The 17,173-nt window shown below is 54.3% G+C and carries 10 protein-coding genes; 3 read left to right on the plus strand and 7 right to left on the minus strand.

Features of this window, described 5'->3' with window-relative positions:
- Positions 1-46: 46 nt before the first annotated feature.
- Genes HZS54_RS15780 through HZS54_RS15790 form a run of 3 tightly spaced genes read right to left on the minus strand, consistent with a single transcriptional unit; the run spans position 47 to position 2,336 of the window.
- Positions 47-1,084, minus strand: coding sequence for a site-specific integrase (locus tag HZS54_RS15780; RefSeq protein ID WP_179918054.1), 1,038 nt, complete (start codon positions 1,082-1,084; stop codon positions 47-49).
- On the minus strand, positions 1,081-1,908 hold the full coding sequence (locus HZS54_RS15785; protein ID WP_179918055.1) for an IS5 family transposase: 828 nt from the start codon (positions 1,906-1,908) through the stop codon (positions 1,081-1,083). The genes HZS54_RS15780 and HZS54_RS15785 overlap by 4 nt, the downstream gene beginning before the upstream one ends.
- Entirely contained in the window at positions 1,866-2,336 is a 471-nt protein-coding gene (locus HZS54_RS15790) for a hypothetical protein (RefSeq protein ID WP_246391667.1), read from the minus strand. Before HZS54_RS15790 ends, HZS54_RS15785 begins: the two co-directional genes overlap by 43 nt.
- A 392-nt stretch (positions 2,337-2,728) precedes the next feature.
- Between HZS54_RS15790 and HZS54_RS15795 the strand changes: the two genes are divergently transcribed.
- Entirely contained in the window at positions 2,729-2,914 is a 186-nt protein-coding gene (locus tag HZS54_RS15795; RefSeq protein ID WP_179918056.1) for a hypothetical protein, read from the plus strand.
- A gap of 166 nt (positions 2,915-3,080) precedes the next feature.
- On the opposite strand, the gene HZS54_RS15800 is transcribed toward HZS54_RS15795, so the two are convergent.
- The 4 genes from HZS54_RS15800 to HZS54_RS15815 all read right to left on the minus strand — a co-directional run bounded on the left by HZS54_RS15800 (position 3,081) and on the right by HZS54_RS15815 (position 10,311).
- A complete protein-coding gene (locus HZS54_RS15800) occupies positions 3,081-4,712 on the minus strand; it encodes a hypothetical protein (RefSeq protein WP_179918057.1) in 1,632 nt (543 codons plus the stop codon).
- 56 nt (positions 4,713-4,768) lie between these two features.
- Positions 4,769-7,063 (minus strand): DUF4209 domain-containing protein, encoded by a 2,295-nt coding sequence (locus tag HZS54_RS15805; RefSeq protein ID WP_179918058.1) that lies wholly within the window; start codon positions 7,061-7,063, stop codon positions 4,769-4,771.
- A gap of 325 nt (positions 7,064-7,388) precedes the next feature.
- The gene (locus tag HZS54_RS15810; protein WP_179918059.1) at positions 7,389-8,564 is read right to left on the minus strand and encodes a hypothetical protein; all 1,176 of its coding nucleotides are present in this window, start codon (positions 8,562-8,564) and stop codon (positions 7,389-7,391) included.
- On the minus strand, positions 8,557-10,311 hold the full coding sequence (locus HZS54_RS15815; RefSeq protein ID WP_179918060.1) for a DEAD/DEAH box helicase: 1,755 nt from the start codon (positions 10,309-10,311) through the stop codon (positions 8,557-8,559). The genes HZS54_RS15810 and HZS54_RS15815 overlap by 8 nt, the downstream gene beginning before the upstream one ends.
- A 199-nt stretch (positions 10,312-10,510) precedes the next feature.
- Here HZS54_RS15815 and HZS54_RS15820 point away from each other — a divergent pair, with 199 nt between their 5' ends.
- Both HZS54_RS15820 and HZS54_RS15825 read left to right on the plus strand, forming a co-directional pair.
- Positions 10,511-13,717 (plus strand): DUF499 domain-containing protein, encoded by a 3,207-nt coding sequence (locus HZS54_RS15820; protein ID WP_179918061.1) that lies wholly within the window; start codon positions 10,511-10,513, stop codon positions 13,715-13,717.
- 703 nt (positions 13,718-14,420) lie between these two features.
- Positions 14,421-17,102, plus strand: coding sequence for a DUF1156 domain-containing protein (locus HZS54_RS15825; RefSeq protein WP_179918062.1), 2,682 nt, complete (start codon positions 14,421-14,423; stop codon positions 17,100-17,102).
- Positions 17,103-17,173 lie beyond the last annotated feature (71 nt).

A 17,173-nucleotide genomic window follows, 5' to 3' on the forward strand; every position in this document is an offset into this window, starting at 1 on the left:
ATTTTCAATATAATAATGGAGTTTATCTGATTTCAGTCTCGTCTCGTCAGTGGCCGAACCCGGAGTCAGGGTCATCGTCGGCATCTCTGAACTCGTCTTCGAAGCGCTCGCGCTCTTCGGAAGAGTCGGGGAGGTCATAGTGCTGGTCTTGGACGCGCGGACTTACATCGCAGCGCTGGTTGATGGCATCCGATGAAACGCCCCTGTTCTTCTGGTCAGTAATATAGCCAGTCCGAATATGGTGAGGCGCTCGGCTGCTCGGACACTTGAACGCAGAGTTATTCCGTTGAGCCGCCTCACAGTCTTCGGGGTCACGGTCATGCGGACACTCAAGCCCGACCTCGCACGGTCGAGTCCACTTGTACGCAATCTTCTGCAGGGTAGACAGCGCGATTCTACCATCACCTTTGGTAAGCAACGGCTTTCGCCCCTCTGAATCAGTCACCGAAGGGCGCTGATACTTGAGATAGTCTTTGATGATGTCGGCAATGTCGCCGTACAGCGTGATTTCTCGCTCGCTCTTCTCGTTGTTCTTTAACTGAGTCTCATCTTGATGTTCGTAGTTGAGAACCCTCTCCTCGTACTCGAAGTCATCGACATCGCAGCCTCGTAACCCACTTTTCCGGGGACCAGATTGACACATCAACTCCATCGCAACGTGCTCTACCCCGGCGTGTTCGTATTTATCGAGGAAATCTAATGCTGCGTTGGCGATTTCAGGGTCGAGTTTCTTCTCATCCACGCCCTCTCCATCCTCATAATCTACGTCGGGGATCTCGATAGCCTTCTCGAATCGAACCGGGACCATTCGGTGTTCGATCATGTGCTGAACGAACTCACGGAACAGGTACATATCGTCCCTGAGGGTGTTGTCCGATAACGGTTCCTCGCGGGGCAACGACTCATACTTCCGCCAGTTTTTGTATCGTTCTATATCCTCACTAGCGAGATCGTCCGTTGTTTCTGCACCAATCTGCTCCTGAAGGTACGTCTGGATGTAGCCGATCTTCCTCTCGTACTGATTCGTGGACTCGACTTCGGTCAGTTTGGCCGTGGTGAATCGCCAGACGTAGCTTGATTTCACGGTGTCACGGCTCGCTTGATGTTGTGAACGACACATTTCAGGACGATTTCGCGGAACTCCCGAAACCACGCTCGCGCACGCACGGCGTCGCCGAGCGTGCGCTTGATCGTCGAGAAGACGGTTTCACACGTCGATCGTTGGCGGTAGCGAGGCCCATCGATCCGCGCGTTGTGCGCGTGATCGATGGGCCGAAACTCGCGGTGTTTGATCAGTGGTCTCACGCCCTCCTCTCGGAGTTTCTCGCGTAATTCCATCCAGTCGTAGCCTTTGTCTGCAGCGAGGCTGGCCAAGTCGCCCGCGTTGCGGCGGGCGACCTGCCAGCCGAGCTGTGTGTCGTGGCGTTTCTCGGTCGTACAGTGAACGTCCAGAATCGCGTGGCTTTCTGTGTCGACGAGCGCAGTGGTTTTGAGCGTCTGGACGCGGTAATTCGTCCGGCGGCAGTAGTGTTTGCTGGCGGTTTCGCGGTCGAAGAACGTCGCGTCGATCGCGGCGTGACCGCTCGGGTCGTGCAGCTGCGCCGAGAGGCGCAGCAGCACTCGCCAGAGTGCTGTCTTGATCCTATCAAACCACTTGACCAGCGTCGAGTGATCGGGGAGATCGGTCGCGTCGAGGCCGATCTCTCCGAGTATTTGTGGCATTTCGCTCAGCAGATCGAGTGTTTCCCGGTACGACTTCTCTAGGTAAACCCGCAGACAGTGCAGCGACAGCACCGCGTACTCGGCGAAGCCGCCACCCCCTTCGGGGGCGGCGACTTCGCCTCGCCCACCAACAGCGTTTTTAGCTAACTGAACCGCTTTGTTCGTGAAGCGGGAGATCTTCGACATAGGCATCGGCGATTTCCCGCTTCACTTTCCTCGTTCTGACGGTCGAAGCCAACGCCGTACAGCGATTCACCAGAGCCGTTGAGAGCAGCATCAAGCGCGTCTAGATCCACCTCCACGTGACCCGTCCAAGTGATAGTCCCGACTTTCTCGACGATGTGGAACGCGTCGCCAATGGTGCTATTGTGGGCGAGTGAGAGAAGAACGGCATCTTCGGACTCGGGGATGCGGTAGATCTCCTTTTTCCGTCCGTCACCGACCCGAAGACGATACATCTTCGTCCAGTTGTCCGGGATGCTCCAGAGGTGCTCACCGGGCTCAACTGTGGTCCGCGTTGCCGGGACGCGTCGCGTCCACTTGTCGTCCTGGTCTTGGCCACGGGATTCGATAACGTGCTCGTTCGTCTCCTCGTCACGCGTTACGGTGAGCATTCCGTCAGCGCGGTAATGGCGAACTGTACTATCGTCGTCTTGTGGCGGCAGGTTTCGTGTCATTGATATCGTAAGCTATCCGCTATTCGTACCGCTGGTACGCGACGTCCGATGACGCGCTGGCCTCGCGTCAGCAGTTCTATGATACCAAGGGTTTGGGTATCGGGTTGTTATGCCAGAGGTGTCTTTGCATCGTCAGGGCACAGATGCGGAAGTCTTGTCGGGCGTCGCTTACCTATTGAAATGAAGGGTCCACGGAAAAACCCTCGTCGTACAGCGAGACTGAGTTCCCTCAGCAAGATGGACTACGAGAACCGTGGCGGATACCCACACGAATATCACAAAATCAGAAAAACGGGGCAATTAACCCCCTGTGCGTCTTACACTAACGTATGTCTGTGGCCGGCGTCCACGAAATAGTACGCTTCCTGCTGATATTCACTCTCGTCGTCATCGCAGCGCTCCATCTCACAGACACCATCGAATCGACGAGCCTCTTTGGGAGCGTCCTGATCATCGCAATCGCAGTCGTCGCATTTCAACTCGGTATGCAATACAGCGAACTCAACCACTCCTGAGCTCTTCATCAATGAGTGGGGACTACCCGAGAACGAATTTCTACGGAGAGACAACCACTCAAATGAGCTATTTCGCGGTTAGTCTTGAAGCGTAGAGACTATTCCCCCGGTTTCCTCAGTTTCATTGCTACGCGGCATCTCATACGCCGCAAGCGCTTCATAACCCCTAAGATGACGGCCAGTCCTCAGAGAGATCTTCGTCCGCGGCGAACGGTTCTGCGTCAGGAAGTAACTGTTCCGAGCGGTTTCTGGCAATGGGGTCAGGTGCCTCGATCGAGTCCTCCGGTTCCTCGAAAAACCCGCCCGTCTCAAACACATCTTCTACTGCCCTTGAATCCACGCTTGGCTCATCGATCGACCTGTAGGGTTCCCAACTGCATTGGTTGAAACCGGACGCGGATTCCTCCTGAGACACCATAGGGAACGGTTCGACAGCATCCACCGCTGGCTCTCCGAGATCATCAAATCCACAGTCAAGATCGACTTGTCCGACGGCATTAGGATCCAGTCGCGGCGGGTCCAATTGCGAGAGTGAATCCGACGGCACTTGGCAAGGTTCGGACCAAGTTTCCTGCGACTCATCAATAGCTGGCTTAGAGACCAAATCATCCAATCTCGGGCTGTCTCCTGTATTATCCAAGTCATCTACCCTTAGCGATTCCTGACCGGGAAGGAAGCTGTCCTGGCTCTGTCCGGATCCTACCGTCTCCTCGCCATTGACATAGCCAGCCATGTCGGCGGAAGGATGACAACTTTCCTCGAACCGTTGACTCGGTAATTGTGGTCGGGGATCTACTGGTCGCTCGTTTCCTTCTATGAACTCCACTGGTTCGTTGACGTGCTCTCCAGCTCGGTGTTGCTCTTGTGACGACGTGGACTGCGCTTCACGTATCGTCTGTCTCTGTTCTGGATTCCCCTTGTCCGTTCGAGAACGCGAATAGCTTTCCACTGCGGTTTCGAATCCTGTCGCCTCTTGATGGGAACCGGTATCAGTATATCTAGGCGAAGGTGCGAAGAGCGATTTGATAAAGGAAGAGATCTTGAGTTGGACTGGACTGCGGACTAATTCTTGGCTCATGGCACTCGGTCCAATATCGATCTCGACTAAATCCGGGGCTAGATCAAGTTCAACGCCTGCTAACCCCCCATCCAAATCAACATAACTCACCCTCATATCGATATCAAAAAGATTGTGTTCGTAGCTCGACTCGATCGGCTTGAAATACTTGTTTCCACCTCCAGAAGAGAGATATCCGCGCTGTGACGACGTAGCGGCGACATCTCGGCTTCCCTGAGTTGACACTCCTACCGGTGTCCTTGTGTGCGAAGAACTTTGACTCAATGCGTGGAACCTCGTGTGAGTTGCCTCGGTCTGCGTCGTTGCTTGTAGGGGTAGCCAGTCTGCGGTCCCAAGGCTCTGCCGGTGTTCCACCGGCGTTGAAGATGGTTCCTGACGCACATCCGATGACGACGCAGGTTCCGGTGTTTCCGAGTTATCTTCAGCGGCTGACTGCTCCTTCGAGATCTCTGTGGGTTCCGTCGTCTGCTGCGAACTGGTTGAATCCATCGACGACACTGCGTTGCCAGTGGCTGATTTCGAGGATGAAACCGTCCCGGGAGCTGACTGCCGCCGTTGATCAACTGGTGGAATTAATACCCTATATGTAACAAGTACTGCTCCGACAATAATCATTCCAGTCCCATTCCAGAGATTGGGGACTGAGTATGGGTTGTCAAGGAACAGAATGACTACTCCACTGACCGAAACCAAAGCACCGAGACGGCCAGTTACCGTCATTTGATCGTCATACGGCGAATCAATTTAAATATCTAACCCGGTAGTACTACTGCCCGCTAGATATTGCTAACTTGCTCAGCAAGTTTCGGGCCAATTCCCTCCACCGCTTGGAATGCGTCACTATCAGCCGCTACAAACGAATCATGAGAATCAAAGTGGGTTGCGATATTCCACGCTCGGTACTCGCCGATGCGGTCCGCTTGTTGCGCGCTCTCGAATACCTGGATTTTCTCCTCGTTGCGCAGGATTTCCTCTCTGCCTTGGATCGTAACGGTGGTGATCTCGTCTTGCTCTTCTAGTCGTTTCAACACTATGCGACCAGCACTTTCGTTAATTCCACGCGTTGTTCCTTGAGCCAGTATCGTGTCTTTCGGAACGGAGTCTGCAGGAGTTGTGAGTTCCCCGTCGATGATGTTCTCAACTGTGTGGAAGACAAGATCACCCGTGTCCAGCCACGTGTAGGTTATTTCTTCGGGAATGTCGGGATGGTCATCACGGAGTGCGTCAAGTTCGTCTTTTATTTTATCCCGTGTCAGCCCGGTCTCGCCGATCCGATAACGATTGATCCGACCACTGTCTACGAACAGGTCTGTCCGTTCCTCATGTGGATCTTCTCGTATCACGAGGATTGTATGCTCGTCCGATGATCGGCCATATCCGACGATCTGCTTGTTAGCGTCGGCGAATAGCGAAATATCAGTGTCTCTACCGTAATTCGTGGACGGGGAAAGCGTCGTCTGTGGCGGTCCGAAGACGGTAAGATAGGGAGAAATATTGATCGTAATCAGGCACTTGAGGATATCGAAGAGTGTGAGTATAGTGTCTAAGTACGTCGCATTCCGATAGCGAACTTGACCGTGAGCAACTCGGTTTCTAAGGTTCATGCCTTCCCGGCTAGTGTACCGGGACCGGAGATACACCGAATAATGCTGTCCCAATCGATCAGCGTTGTCAATGAATAGGCCGCCAAGCGTCTGTTGCCGCGTACCCTGCTCGCTGATGGTATAGGGTGGGCGGCCGGTCGCTCGGAAGGCCTCCACGATACTTGCTTCAAGATGCGGGATTAGCAAGAACAGTGCTGGTACGTAATTCTCATCGGAGAGTTCAAACAAGGCATCGGTGAGGAATGCCTCGGTGTCAGGAGACAGGGAGTCTCCAATCCAGAACACCTGGAAAATATCGGTCAACGTGAGATGACCTTCACTGATTAACCGATACATTGCATTACCGAGTGACGTCATCACACTTCCTGCCTGGCGGCGGTACGCTGATGGGATTGTCTCAACATCGGATGGGTCAACAGATATTGAGTAGGCTTCTGGCGAGTAGATTTGGCGCTGAAATAGTTGAGAGACCACGAATTCCTCTGTGGAGAGACGAATCTTATTCACGTCTGGTATCAGACTCCGTGATAACGTCAAGCAGTATACTGCGTATGCGCCGGAATAGTCCTGTTTCACTTGGGTGAACCACTCAACAATAGTATCTGCCTCATCTCGCATTGCCTGCGTCAAATCCTCTTCATCTACTCCGTCAAGGTCATCAAGCGACATCTCTACCAATTCGTCATCTATCCCCGACTGCCGCGCTTGAAGCGCCTCTTGCTTCCAACTCCGTTGCTTCTCATCGGTCATGTAAGCGCCACATTCAACGACCCCACTTTGTAGCGTATCCGCCTTCCGGAGGCTGCTTCCCTCTTCCAGTACATCTGCTTCCACACGATATGACTCAACCAGTGTCTGTTCTACGTCGTCTGTACTGTGGTCGCGGTTCAGTTTGAGTTGACGGAGTAACCGGAGAACCTTGCGCTCCCGATTAAACTGATTAGCTGATCGATGACTGGTTGCGGCATCCTCTAAGAAGGTGATCCAGCGATCGACGACAGCCGTCGACAGATCATCCGTGTTCTCAAGGACACTCTCTACGATTGGGGTGATGAATGTGTTAGATATGATCGAATAGTTCTCTTCAAGAAATACAAGCGCCTCCTCAATTTCGTCAGCGGCATTATGCCCGTCAAGGCCAGCCCGCAGGTCAATCCGCCAGTAATGATACTGTGCAGCGACACTCAGCCATCCGTCCTCTTCTGCCTCTGCGATTGCCGTTTCTAACTGACTCAAAGCCTCACGCGCTGCTGAAAACGAATTCTCAGAATACCAATCACACACATTCGAGACGATATCTGGAAGGAGCGATTCTCCCTCCAATTCTTCAAGATGGAGCTGGATGTCATCACTCAACTCCCCCGAATCCTTGATTGAATCAAACAACCTATCGAGTTGAACAGCGACGTGACCCTCTTTCTCAGGATCGTGTTGTGCCCGCTCGAAGGCGTCCAGCAACCGGACCATACCCACAAAACACCACACCGGGTGTGAAATCGTTTGCCAATGCTGCTCTATCGACAGATGAAATCATTGTTCAAAAAGCACAGAACCAGGAAAATTTGTACAGACAGCCGCTCCACTTGACTGGTCCTGACGACTTAACCGTATTTCGTCCCCTCACAAGGCAGCATGTGCTGTCTGGAGAAGCCCTCGCTAGTCGCTATTCGGAACTCAATCAGTTGCAAATAAGCCGTCAGACCGCGATCTGGTTATACTATGAGACTGTCCAGAAGCTTCACCGTATGCCATCCAATCGGTACATTTCGTCTGATGTAGTGTCAATGATCGTTTATTCACCTGCTTGTGAGCAAACGCAGTCTTCACATTTGAGTCCCCGAGTGATGCTGCCGAGATGGGTATGATCGCTGAATTTCTCGTTGCAGGACACGCATTCGACCGCTTCTGTGACACCGACACCGCTTCCGTATCCGACAGTCACAGTTCGTCTGTGCTCCCCCATTATCAACTCGAACTCAACTTCTCCCCGCTCGTATTCAACCTCAGTCAGGGTCACCGGCTTTGTCCGGACATCCAGTGCGTGCCGTTCACGGATCTCTGACTGCCGCTCTCGGAAGCCTTGATCCCGCCGCTGACGAACGTCCTTGAGCTCAGCATCGACATCCTGCAGATCGGATTTGAGTTCTTTCCGCTTCTTGAGCGCTTCTACGCGTTCAGCCTCTTCACTGCTGTCAATACGCCCGCTCAGTTCGTCGACCTTCGAAGAGAGGTTCGAACGCTTCTCTTGGAGTTCCTGAATGCGTTGCTGTTGCATCTGTCGGTACTCTTCAACCTCGGCATCGGCGGCACGAGACGCTTCGTGGTGGATATCATCGATCGTCTCATCGATACGTTCGATAAGCCGTTCGTTCGCAGTATCCAGAAGTTCCCGAGCATCCGTGGGATCGATCTCCATCTGGTCGCTCGTCACAGTCGCACCATCCAGTGATGTGAGTTCCAAGAACGTCTGCTCCAGAGGCGGAAGAAACTCCTCCGATCGGACATCCAGTGCGACCGCTCGCAGGAATTCAGACTGGTATTCGCTGACTGTCTCGATCGTTACTTGATAGAGAATGACCACAGCGGTTCGGTCATAATACGGTGTAAAATCAGCATCACTCACTTCGACGTCGCTCTGTCGAAGCCACTCGGGGATCCGGATGTCGTTGCCAGCCGAATTGGTAGCGATTTTGCCCGTCGGACACCGTTCACTTGCTTGGGAGAGAATTCGTTGAAAGAAAGCGCTCTCTGGATGCAGCGGTTCGACGTTGTCTCTCCCGTCGACGTCGTCTTCATCGCCGCAGACCAGAGTAAGCCCATCGGTCAGTAATTCGCTGTGTGCCGAATCAGGAGACGTGATCACCCACTGGTTGTCTTGTTTTTTTATCGTGCATCCGAGCGTTTGGAGATATTGCTCTGTTATCCGTTCGACAGCGGACTGAGTGACGGGGATCGCTGCGTCAGTCATCGCTCGCCCCCAAGTCGAAGCCGTTGAAGACACCGCTGTTGAATTCTTCTAATTTATCGGCGAGGTCCCGTTGCTCTTGGAGATCGACCGCCATGTCATCGAAATTGTTCTCCAGGTCGACTTCGGAGTCAGCGTTGACCAGTCGCTCGAAGATCTCGTCTTCGAAGCTAGTCCCGGACTCCTCAAGCCGGCTCAAGATCGAACTTAGTTCGCCGACGCTCTGTTGGAACAGGTCGATCTTGTGGTAGAGACGGTCTAGTACGTACTCCTCGATCGTATCTTTCAGCGCCATGTTGAAGATGTATACGCTACGTTTCTGCCCGATTCGATGGATGCGACCGATTCGCTGTTCGACTCGCATCGGATTCCACGGCAGGTCGTAGTTCACCATTATATTGCAGAACTGGAGGTTACGCCCCTCGCTCATCGCGTCTGTTGAGACAAGAACACCGCCGTCCGCTTCGAAATCCTCGACGATCTGCTCTTTCTCCTCACTGGAGTGTCCGCCATGGAACGAATGGACCGTATATCCCTCTGAGGCGAGTCTGTCGAGGACTTGGCGTTGCGTGGCGCGGAACTGCGTGAAGACGATGACGCGCCCTTTCTCGACGTTCTCGCGGGCCTCTTCTACGATGTCGAGCAGTCGTTCCTGCTTCGTGACCGCGTCGATAGCTTCGACACGATCCAGAATCGTCTCCAGTTCTTCAGCGTGCGTGAGCTCCGATTGCTCGTACAGTCGCTTCTCGATAGTCTCTTTTAGTGCGGCGGGGCTGCTGACGACCTCTTTCTGCAGTAGCATCAACACCAGCTTCTGGCCCTGATCCTGACTGTAGGCTCCCTTGACGTAGTCCGAAACAGCCTGGTAGAGCTCTCGCTCCGCTGGAGACGGGTGAAACGTCCTCGTGTCGATAGTGCGGTCGGTGAAATCGATATCCGTGTCTGCGCGCCGGTTTCGAATCATCACTTCGTTGAGTCGGTCCTGTAACTCGTTTCGGTTGACCAGTGTCTCCTGATTGCTGTTCACGAAGTACTGGTGGAACACGTCGCGCGTTCCGAACAATCCCGGCCGAAGGAGGGACACGACGTTATAGAGGTCCGTCAGTTCGTTCTGGATCGGCGTCGCCGTCAGGAAGAACGCGTAATTATACGTAAGATTGTCTATCAATTCGTATCGGTCCGTCTCTTCATTCTTGACGTAGTGGGCCTCGTCGAGGACGAGTACGTCCCAATTCCGTTTGAGAACGGTCGAACGGTGACGCTCGCTTTTGGCCGTATCGATGCTCGCAATGATGTAGTCGTGGTTGTCGAAACCCTCGAACTCGTCGTCGTAGTTACAGACGAAGTCGAGCCCGAACTTCTCACGTAGTTCCTCTTGCCACTGCTTGGCCAACTGCGCAGGTGTGAGAATGAGAACCGAGTTATCCGTCTCACGGAAGTGCATCTCCTTGAGAATCATCCCGACTTCGATCGTCTTTCCTAGCCCGACCTCGTCGGCGAGAAGCGCTTTTCCGTCCATCTCGAAGAGCGCTCGATACGCCGCGTCGACTTGGTGTTCGAGGAGTTTGACCGAGTCCTCATCCAGTTGCTTGAGAGAGCGAAGTTCGGAATCCGGTTGACCAGCCTGCAGACGAACCGCCTGCACGCTCTGGACGTGCTCCTCGCTATCGCTATCTTTAGAGAGTGAGTCGAAAAGGTCGTCCGCAGACTCGTGTGTGACCTCAACGTCGACGAGGTCGTAACTTCCCATGCCCTCCCAAAGTCAGGTAAGCGTGAAATACGTTATGCGCTGTATCCTCACTTCGGGATAATCGGGGCGTGGTAGGCTCTGTACAGAACGAAGTTGCCGTCGTTCCTCTATCCGATTTAATTATATCGGTCGCTATCACGCGAGACTATTGGGATCATAGTGTTTATTGAGCCATACTGACGTGTGTTCGAGTATCAAGATGGCAGAAACAACGGGCCTCTCTCATACTCTCGCAGACACGGTTACCCTGAGCCGTGAGCTCCGCGAGGAGGGACAGATCGACGGGCAGGTCAAGCTTTACAACGTCGACGACGACGGGGAATTCGAGTCTGACGCGGAGCTGTTCTTCGACCGGACGCTGATGACTCAGGGGCTCAGAGAAGCGCTCACGATTCTCAGAGACTCACTGACCGGTGACGACCCCCGCGGGACTCATATTCTCTATGGCCCATACGGGAGTGGGAAATCCCACCAGATGGTCGCGCTGTACCACTGTTTCGACGATCCTGCCGCTGCGACTGAGTGGGCCGACGATTCTATCGATGCGTTTGACAGCGCGCTTCCGGAGTCGGCGATCCCGATCACGGTCGCTATGCATAACGAGCAGTACGAGCATCTGTGGGAGCCGTTCTTCGAAGCGCTCGACTACGACCCGGGAACGTTCGAGTCGGGTGGCTACCCGGACATGCAGACCATCCAGGAGGCAGTCGGTGACGAGACGGTCGCGTTCTTCGTTGACGAACTGGAAGACTGGTTCGACACGCTCCAGGGCGACCGCAAAAGCGCTAACAAGGCCTTCCTGCAGTCGTTGCTCGAATCGACGGCGCTCTCTGATCTGGAACTGTACACCATCGTCTCCGTACTCCGCGAGGACTCAGAGGTCCACGACATCCTGAATCGAGAGCAGGCAGTCGAAGTCAACATGAACAACCAGGTGGACAAGCGGGAGGTCCTCCGCCACCGCCTGATCGATTCCGTCGAAGAAAACGCCGCGCGCGAAATCGTCAACGGGTATTTCGACGCGTACGACCAATCCGACCACGTTTCGCTCCCCGACGATCTGCTGTCGGAGATGCACGACCTCTACCCGTTCCACCCCGTATTACTGGACGCGCTGGAAACGCGGTACTACGCCGACGAAGACAACCAGAACACGCGCGGGATGATCTATCTCTTCTCGAAGGTCCTCCTGGAGATGCGCGACCAGACGGACCTGATCACTCACGGAGACATCGATGCCATCGAGTTCGAGGACGAACTGGCGAAGATCAATTACGAGCGACTCAACGCCGCAACGGGCGACATCAAGAATCGTATCGACAACGACGAGGTCCCGTACGGGCGACGGATCCTCAACACGATCTTACTCTACTCGCTGAAGCCGAGCGAAGGTGAAGGTGCCGACGTCTCGGAGATCGTCATGGGTGCCTACCAGACGGGAGACTTGATCTCGGACGTGGTTCTCAATCTCGAACGGCTCCACGGCGTCGCCTGGCACCTCCACAAACTCAACGGCAAGTACGCGATCCGGGACCGACAGAACCCGAACGCGCTGATCCGAAACGCCGCCGTCGACGTCTCCGAGACGTCGGCCAAAGCCGAGGTCGCGGACTTCATTATCGACATCTTCGGCTCGAACGCACACCCGGTGGGATTCAAGACGAACGACATCCGGGACGTGCCCGACAGCCGCGAAATCACCGTCGTGGTGAAAGACGACCAGTGGACGCCCGACGAAGTCGAGCAAGTCATCACGAACGACGGACGCGGCCGCGAATGGCGCAACACACTCGTATTCGTCCAACCGTCGGGTGAGAAGGCAATCGAATCCGGGACTCGCTACATCGACAAAGCACGGTACATCGAGGGCGCGCGCCAGGTCCTGGCCGACGAATCTCTCGACGAAGAGATCCGGTCGGCTATTCAGGATATGAAAGATCAGGAGAAGCACGAACTCCAAGAGGAACTCCAACTCCTGTACGGTGAGGTCCTCGACGGCGACGACCTACTCAACGAGTTCGACGACGCCGCCCCGATGGACCTCGACGTGTACGTACTGGACGGTGCCGAACTGGATGCGTCGAACATCGCGGACTCTGCGGCGGCTGACCCGTTCGACCTCCAGTCACAGATATGGCCGATCGCCGAGGACTTGCTGGAGCGTCGCGGTGAGATATCGGTCGAGGACATTTATGAACAGTTCCTGCGCGACCCGGAGCTTCCTGTCCCCGGAAGTGCGAACGACGTGCTGAACGCGACCGTCGAGGCGCTTGAGGACAAGCCGGTTCTCGCCCGGGGCTCGAAGGGGTTCCGAGACGACCTCTCCGGCAGTTCGCTCGACACCGTGCTCGTTCGGCGAACGGACGTCGAGGTCTGGAGCGTCGACGATGTCGAACAGGAACTACGGCAACGCTTCGGCAGCGGCACGACGGCCATCGACATCGGAGATTTCGAGCTCGAACTCGTCGAGGACGGCGAAGTCTGGATCGACGGCGACACGCGCGACGTGGTGATGCGCGCTATCGGTCGACTTGCCCGGGAAGACCAGTACGTCATCGTCCATGGGAACGAGATTCTCGACAAACCGCAATCGGACGCGACGCTGCGCGATGTGGGCGGAGCGACGGTCGTCGGGGCGTCGTATCTGACCGAGGGTATCGAAGACGCGATCGACGAGGATGGATACGCGAACCTCGACACGATCATCGGCGAGCTCCGGGCGGACGAGTCCGTGTTCCTCCCGCCCGACGAGACGGAAGCCGTCGCCCGGGAAGCGGTCAACGAATTCCTGATCGAGAACTACGTCCTCGAAGCCGGCGGCCGGTACCTGGATTCGCTCGGCGACCGTCAGCCGACGACCGTCAAGATCGTCCCGACGGTATCGGATCGCATCGGCGACCAGATCCTGGAGTACATCGAAGAGTTGGAGGCCGGCGACCAGTTCTCCGTCAACAAGGTCGCCGACCGCTTCGACAGCACCGTTACCGAGTTCATGGTTCGGACGTTCCTTCTTGAGAACATCGGGAAGGACGAAGAACCGGAGTACGTCGTCAACACGACGGGTTCAGAGAAGGCGTCCGATTGGGTCCCGGGATACCCGTTCCGAAAAGCCGACGCCGACACGCCGACATGGCGCTTCGAGTACAACGGCGACGACGTCGCCGCGATGCGCAGTAAGTGGCGCGACAGTCACGAGACCGGTACCGTCGAATACGGCGACGTCACGTTCATGCTCCCCGACCGAGAAGGAATCCCCGGTGCGCTTCAAGGGACTGCTGACGTCGAACGAACGCAAGTGAGTCTAACGCTACGGTCCGGGCAAGATTATACGAAGATACAGGACCTCTTCGAACGGATGCCAGAGGAGGCGTCAAGTCTGAAAGTCGAGATCAACTTCCAGAAGTAGGTTTCTGCCTGAATCGGTCCGTATCAAAGTCCCGCTGCTTCGCAAGAGCAACTTACTGTATTGTTCTATTGGTTTTCACAAGGGGTCCGTCAGACAGGTAGATTAATCACGGGTGATAGTATTCCTGATCGTTATGAGTACTGCGGCCGTTTCATGTACGAAATGCGGAAAACAGTTCGAGGTGAAGACCGAGTACTTCCAAAAGTTCGGTAGCGATCCATTTTGTCAGGATTGTCTAATTCATACTGAATGTAGCTCCTGTCACCAAGGTCTTCGACTGCAACCCTCCCGATACAAGGAACTGAACGGGGACCCGATAATTTGCAAAAGCTGCGATCAGAATAGCAGCCATGAGACCACTACAAGTAGTTCTTCTGGCGGCACATTCTGGTCCGGACTAACGATCGGCGAGAAGATCGTATTCCCGATATTGCTAGTTGCCTTCGTTGGTATCTTAGGGCTGTCCGCCATCGCAGAGGCCAACGGTGGAAATGTTGACGCTCCGATTCTCCTACCGCTTCTGATACTCCTGTACTGGACGTACCGCCGCGGCAAGAAGAACAGTACCGGCTCCTGAGACCGTTCTTGACTCGATCGACATTGTAGCAGTTCCGATCTAGCTATCGGTCTCAAGGGCCTGGTTCCCATCACGGAGAACGCACACTTATGTGGGTCGTCGGTAATCCCTGTTACATACTGACTCATGTCCGAGCAATCCGGATCTTCGTCGGACCAGCAGGAACGGACGGAACTCCCCATCGAACGCGGGTTCCCCATTGAGCGTGTCAACGAAATCGCCGCGAAGGAGGGACGGGCGAAGATGTACTATCGTCCGATATACACGATGCACAAGTGGTGGGCACGCCGACTCGGCTGCGTCTTCCGCGCTATCTCACTCTACACGCTGCTGGACGACCCGGAGAAGGTTTCGGTGTTCGAGCCCGGTCACGAGGGGGAGACGCTCGCCGGCTACGGCGACGACGCCGACGGCGGCCCGGAGGTGGACATCGCGTCGTTGCTCGAACGCGTGGATATGTCCGATCCCGAGAGCCTATGGGAGCTATACCCCAAGGATGTCCGCGTTGAGGACAAGAAGGTCCTCGACCCGTTCATGGGTGGCGGCACCTCGCTCGTCGAAGCCTCGCGCTTCGGCGCTGAGGTCGTTGGCAACGACCTGAACCCCGTCGCGTGGTTCGTCACGAAGAAGGAACTCGAAGCCGGTCAGACCGATGTCGAAAAACTGGAAGAGGCCTTCGAGCAGGTAAAGGAGGATGTTGCCGACGAGATTACGCAGTACTACAAGACGCCCTGCCCGAACGGCGACCACGAAGCGGACGTGATGTACAACTTTTGGGTGAAGGAACTGGAGTGTGTCTCGTGCGATCACACAGTTCCGTTGTTCAGAGACTATCGTGTTGGTAAAGGTCGCTACGAAAACGACGACAAATATAACGTTCTGTGTCCTGACTGTGGGGAAGTAACGTTCGTAGATGATTGGCAGTCTGAGAGCAGTTGCAACAACTGCGGGAATAGATTTGTACCAAAGGAGGGGAATGCATCTCGTGGGAAGTATAATTGCCCCCACTGTGGACAGAAATACGGAATCACAGATGCTATTCAAGAACAGAATGGATTCGGTCTTCGTATGTATGCTATTGAATATTACTGTCCAACTTGTGACGAAAAAGATGGATTCGGGAGATCTGACGTAAAAGGCTATAAATCTGTAGATCAAGCAGATATCGACCGATTTGAAGATGCGAAGGCTGAGTGGGTTGAATCTGATGAACTACATCAATATGTACCGAACGATGAGATTCCATATGGTGCTGTTACAGCAACTGATTCAGATCTTAGATACGATGGTCACGATGTATTTAACCACAGTTATAACAGGTGGGCAGATATGTATAACACCAGGCAGCTTCTTTCATTGTCTAAATTAGCGGATTCGATAGATAATATTGAGGATGACAACATCCAAGAATATCTTCTGTTAGCTCTCAGCGGAACTCTCCGGTCAAACAATCAGATGGTTGGTTATGATTACGCATATAATAAAATCACAAACATGTTCAAATCGAATTCGTTTGATCCTCCGCAACAGCCCACGGAGGGTAACGTATGGGGCGCTAAATATGGGAGAGGGACTTTTGAGGCTATTTTTAACCTTGTGAAGAGCGGCGTTGAGTATGCATCAGCACCGACAGAGAGATTTGTAAAGGATGGTGAGTCCATTGAAACGTCACCGTTCGAAAAATCGATCGGGGATAACTTTACTATACACCAAGGAGATATGCGAGATCTTGAATTTGATGAAGAATTTGACGCTGTTATAACTGATCCTCCGTACTATGATAATATTATCTATTCAGAGTTATCAAACTTCTTTTATTCCTGGCTCAAGCCAAGCCTCAGTGAGAAGTACGAGCACTTTACTTGGGAGAAAACACCTAGTGCTGAGAGTATCGTAGCAAATCCTGCGGAAAAGAAAGGTGAAGAAGAATTTGAGACCGATCTTCACCAAGGATTTTCCAAGATTCGAGACTGTCTGAAAGATGATGGATTCTTGGCATTTACTTACCACCACAGTGATTCTGAATCATGGGGTGGCTTATTAGAGTCCGTTTGTGATGTCGGCTTTGAGGTCACAGCGACCTATCCAATATCAGCAGATATTAACAAACTCACAAAAGGCGAGGCCGTCTCCTTTGACATCGTCGTCGTCGCACGCCCCATTGATGACACACAGCCGGCCTCGTGGAACTCCCTCCGCCGGGATATCTATCGTACGGCCCGACGTACCCGCCAACAACTCGAAGAGAGCCGAGAGCTCTCCCGTGGTGACATCGGCGTCATGGAAATGGGCGCGTGTTTCCGCGAGTACTCCAAGCACCACGGGAAAGTCCAACGTGACGGCGATATTATGGACGCTAAGGAGGTCGTCCAAGAGATCTACGGTATCATCCAAGAGGCTAGCGACATTGGCGTCGAGGACGTGTTCATCGACCTGCTGGACACGTCGAACGTCTCCTACGACGACGTGAACAAGCTCTCCCGCGGGACCAACGCCACTCCGGACGACCTCAAGGAGATGCACCTGTACAACCAGGACGACGGCTTCGAACTCGGGACGTGGGACAACGAGAAGCGCCAGGCGTACATCCAGGAGCGCGTTAACGGCGACGGCGGCGATCACCTCTCGAATCTCGACAAACTCCAGTTCCTCCGGTACCGCTATGAGAAGGGGCAGGCCGTCCAGAACTACGTCGAAAAGTGGGACGTCGACGACGATCTGCGCGAGTTGGCTGGCCGGCTCGCCGACGTGACCGGTGACGACACCTATACGCGGGTGCTCGGCGACCGCGATATCACGAGCTACTAACCGATCTCTCAGTCTGTATTCTGTCGTTTCTCCCTCATATGTGGCCCCGATAATCCGGTCAAGGGATAGAA

The organism is Halosimplex pelagicum, assembly GCF_013415905.1.
Taxonomy (GTDB): domain Archaea; phylum Halobacteriota; class Halobacteria; order Halobacteriales; family Haloarculaceae; genus Halosimplex; species Halosimplex pelagicum.

Bases quoted from the DNA above. Each gene is read 5' to 3' on its own strand.
- HZS54_RS15800 (WP_179918057.1), bottom strand. From the start codon at position 4,712: ATGACGGTAACTGGCCGTCTCGGTGCTTTGGTTTCGGTCAGTGGAGTA.
- HZS54_RS15785 (WP_179918055.1), bottom strand. From the start codon at position 1,908: ATGTCGAAGATCTCCCGCTTCACGAACAAAGCGGTTCAGTTAGCTAAA.
- HZS54_RS15795 (WP_179918056.1), top strand. From the start codon at position 2,729: ATGTCTGTGGCCGGCGTCCACGAAATAGTACGCTTCCTGCTGATATTC.
- HZS54_RS15805 (WP_179918058.1), bottom strand. From the start codon at position 7,063: ATGGTCCGGTTGCTGGACGCCTTCGAGCGGGCACAACACGATCCTGAG.
- HZS54_RS15825 (WP_179918062.1), top strand. From the start codon at position 14,421: ATGTCCGAGCAATCCGGATCTTCGTCGGACCAGCAGGAACGGACGGAA.
- HZS54_RS15815 (WP_179918060.1), bottom strand. From the start codon at position 10,311: ATGGGAAGTTACGACCTCGTCGACGTTGAGGTCACACACGAGTCTGCG.
- HZS54_RS15810 (WP_179918059.1), bottom strand. From the start codon at position 8,564: ATGACTGACGCAGCGATCCCCGTCACTCAGTCCGCTGTCGAACGGATA.
- HZS54_RS15820 (WP_179918061.1), top strand. From the start codon at position 10,511: ATGGCAGAAACAACGGGCCTCTCTCATACTCTCGCAGACACGGTTACC.
- HZS54_RS15790 (WP_246391667.1), bottom strand. From the start codon at position 2,336: ATGCTCACCGTAACGCGTGACGAGGAGACGAACGAGCACGTTATCGAA.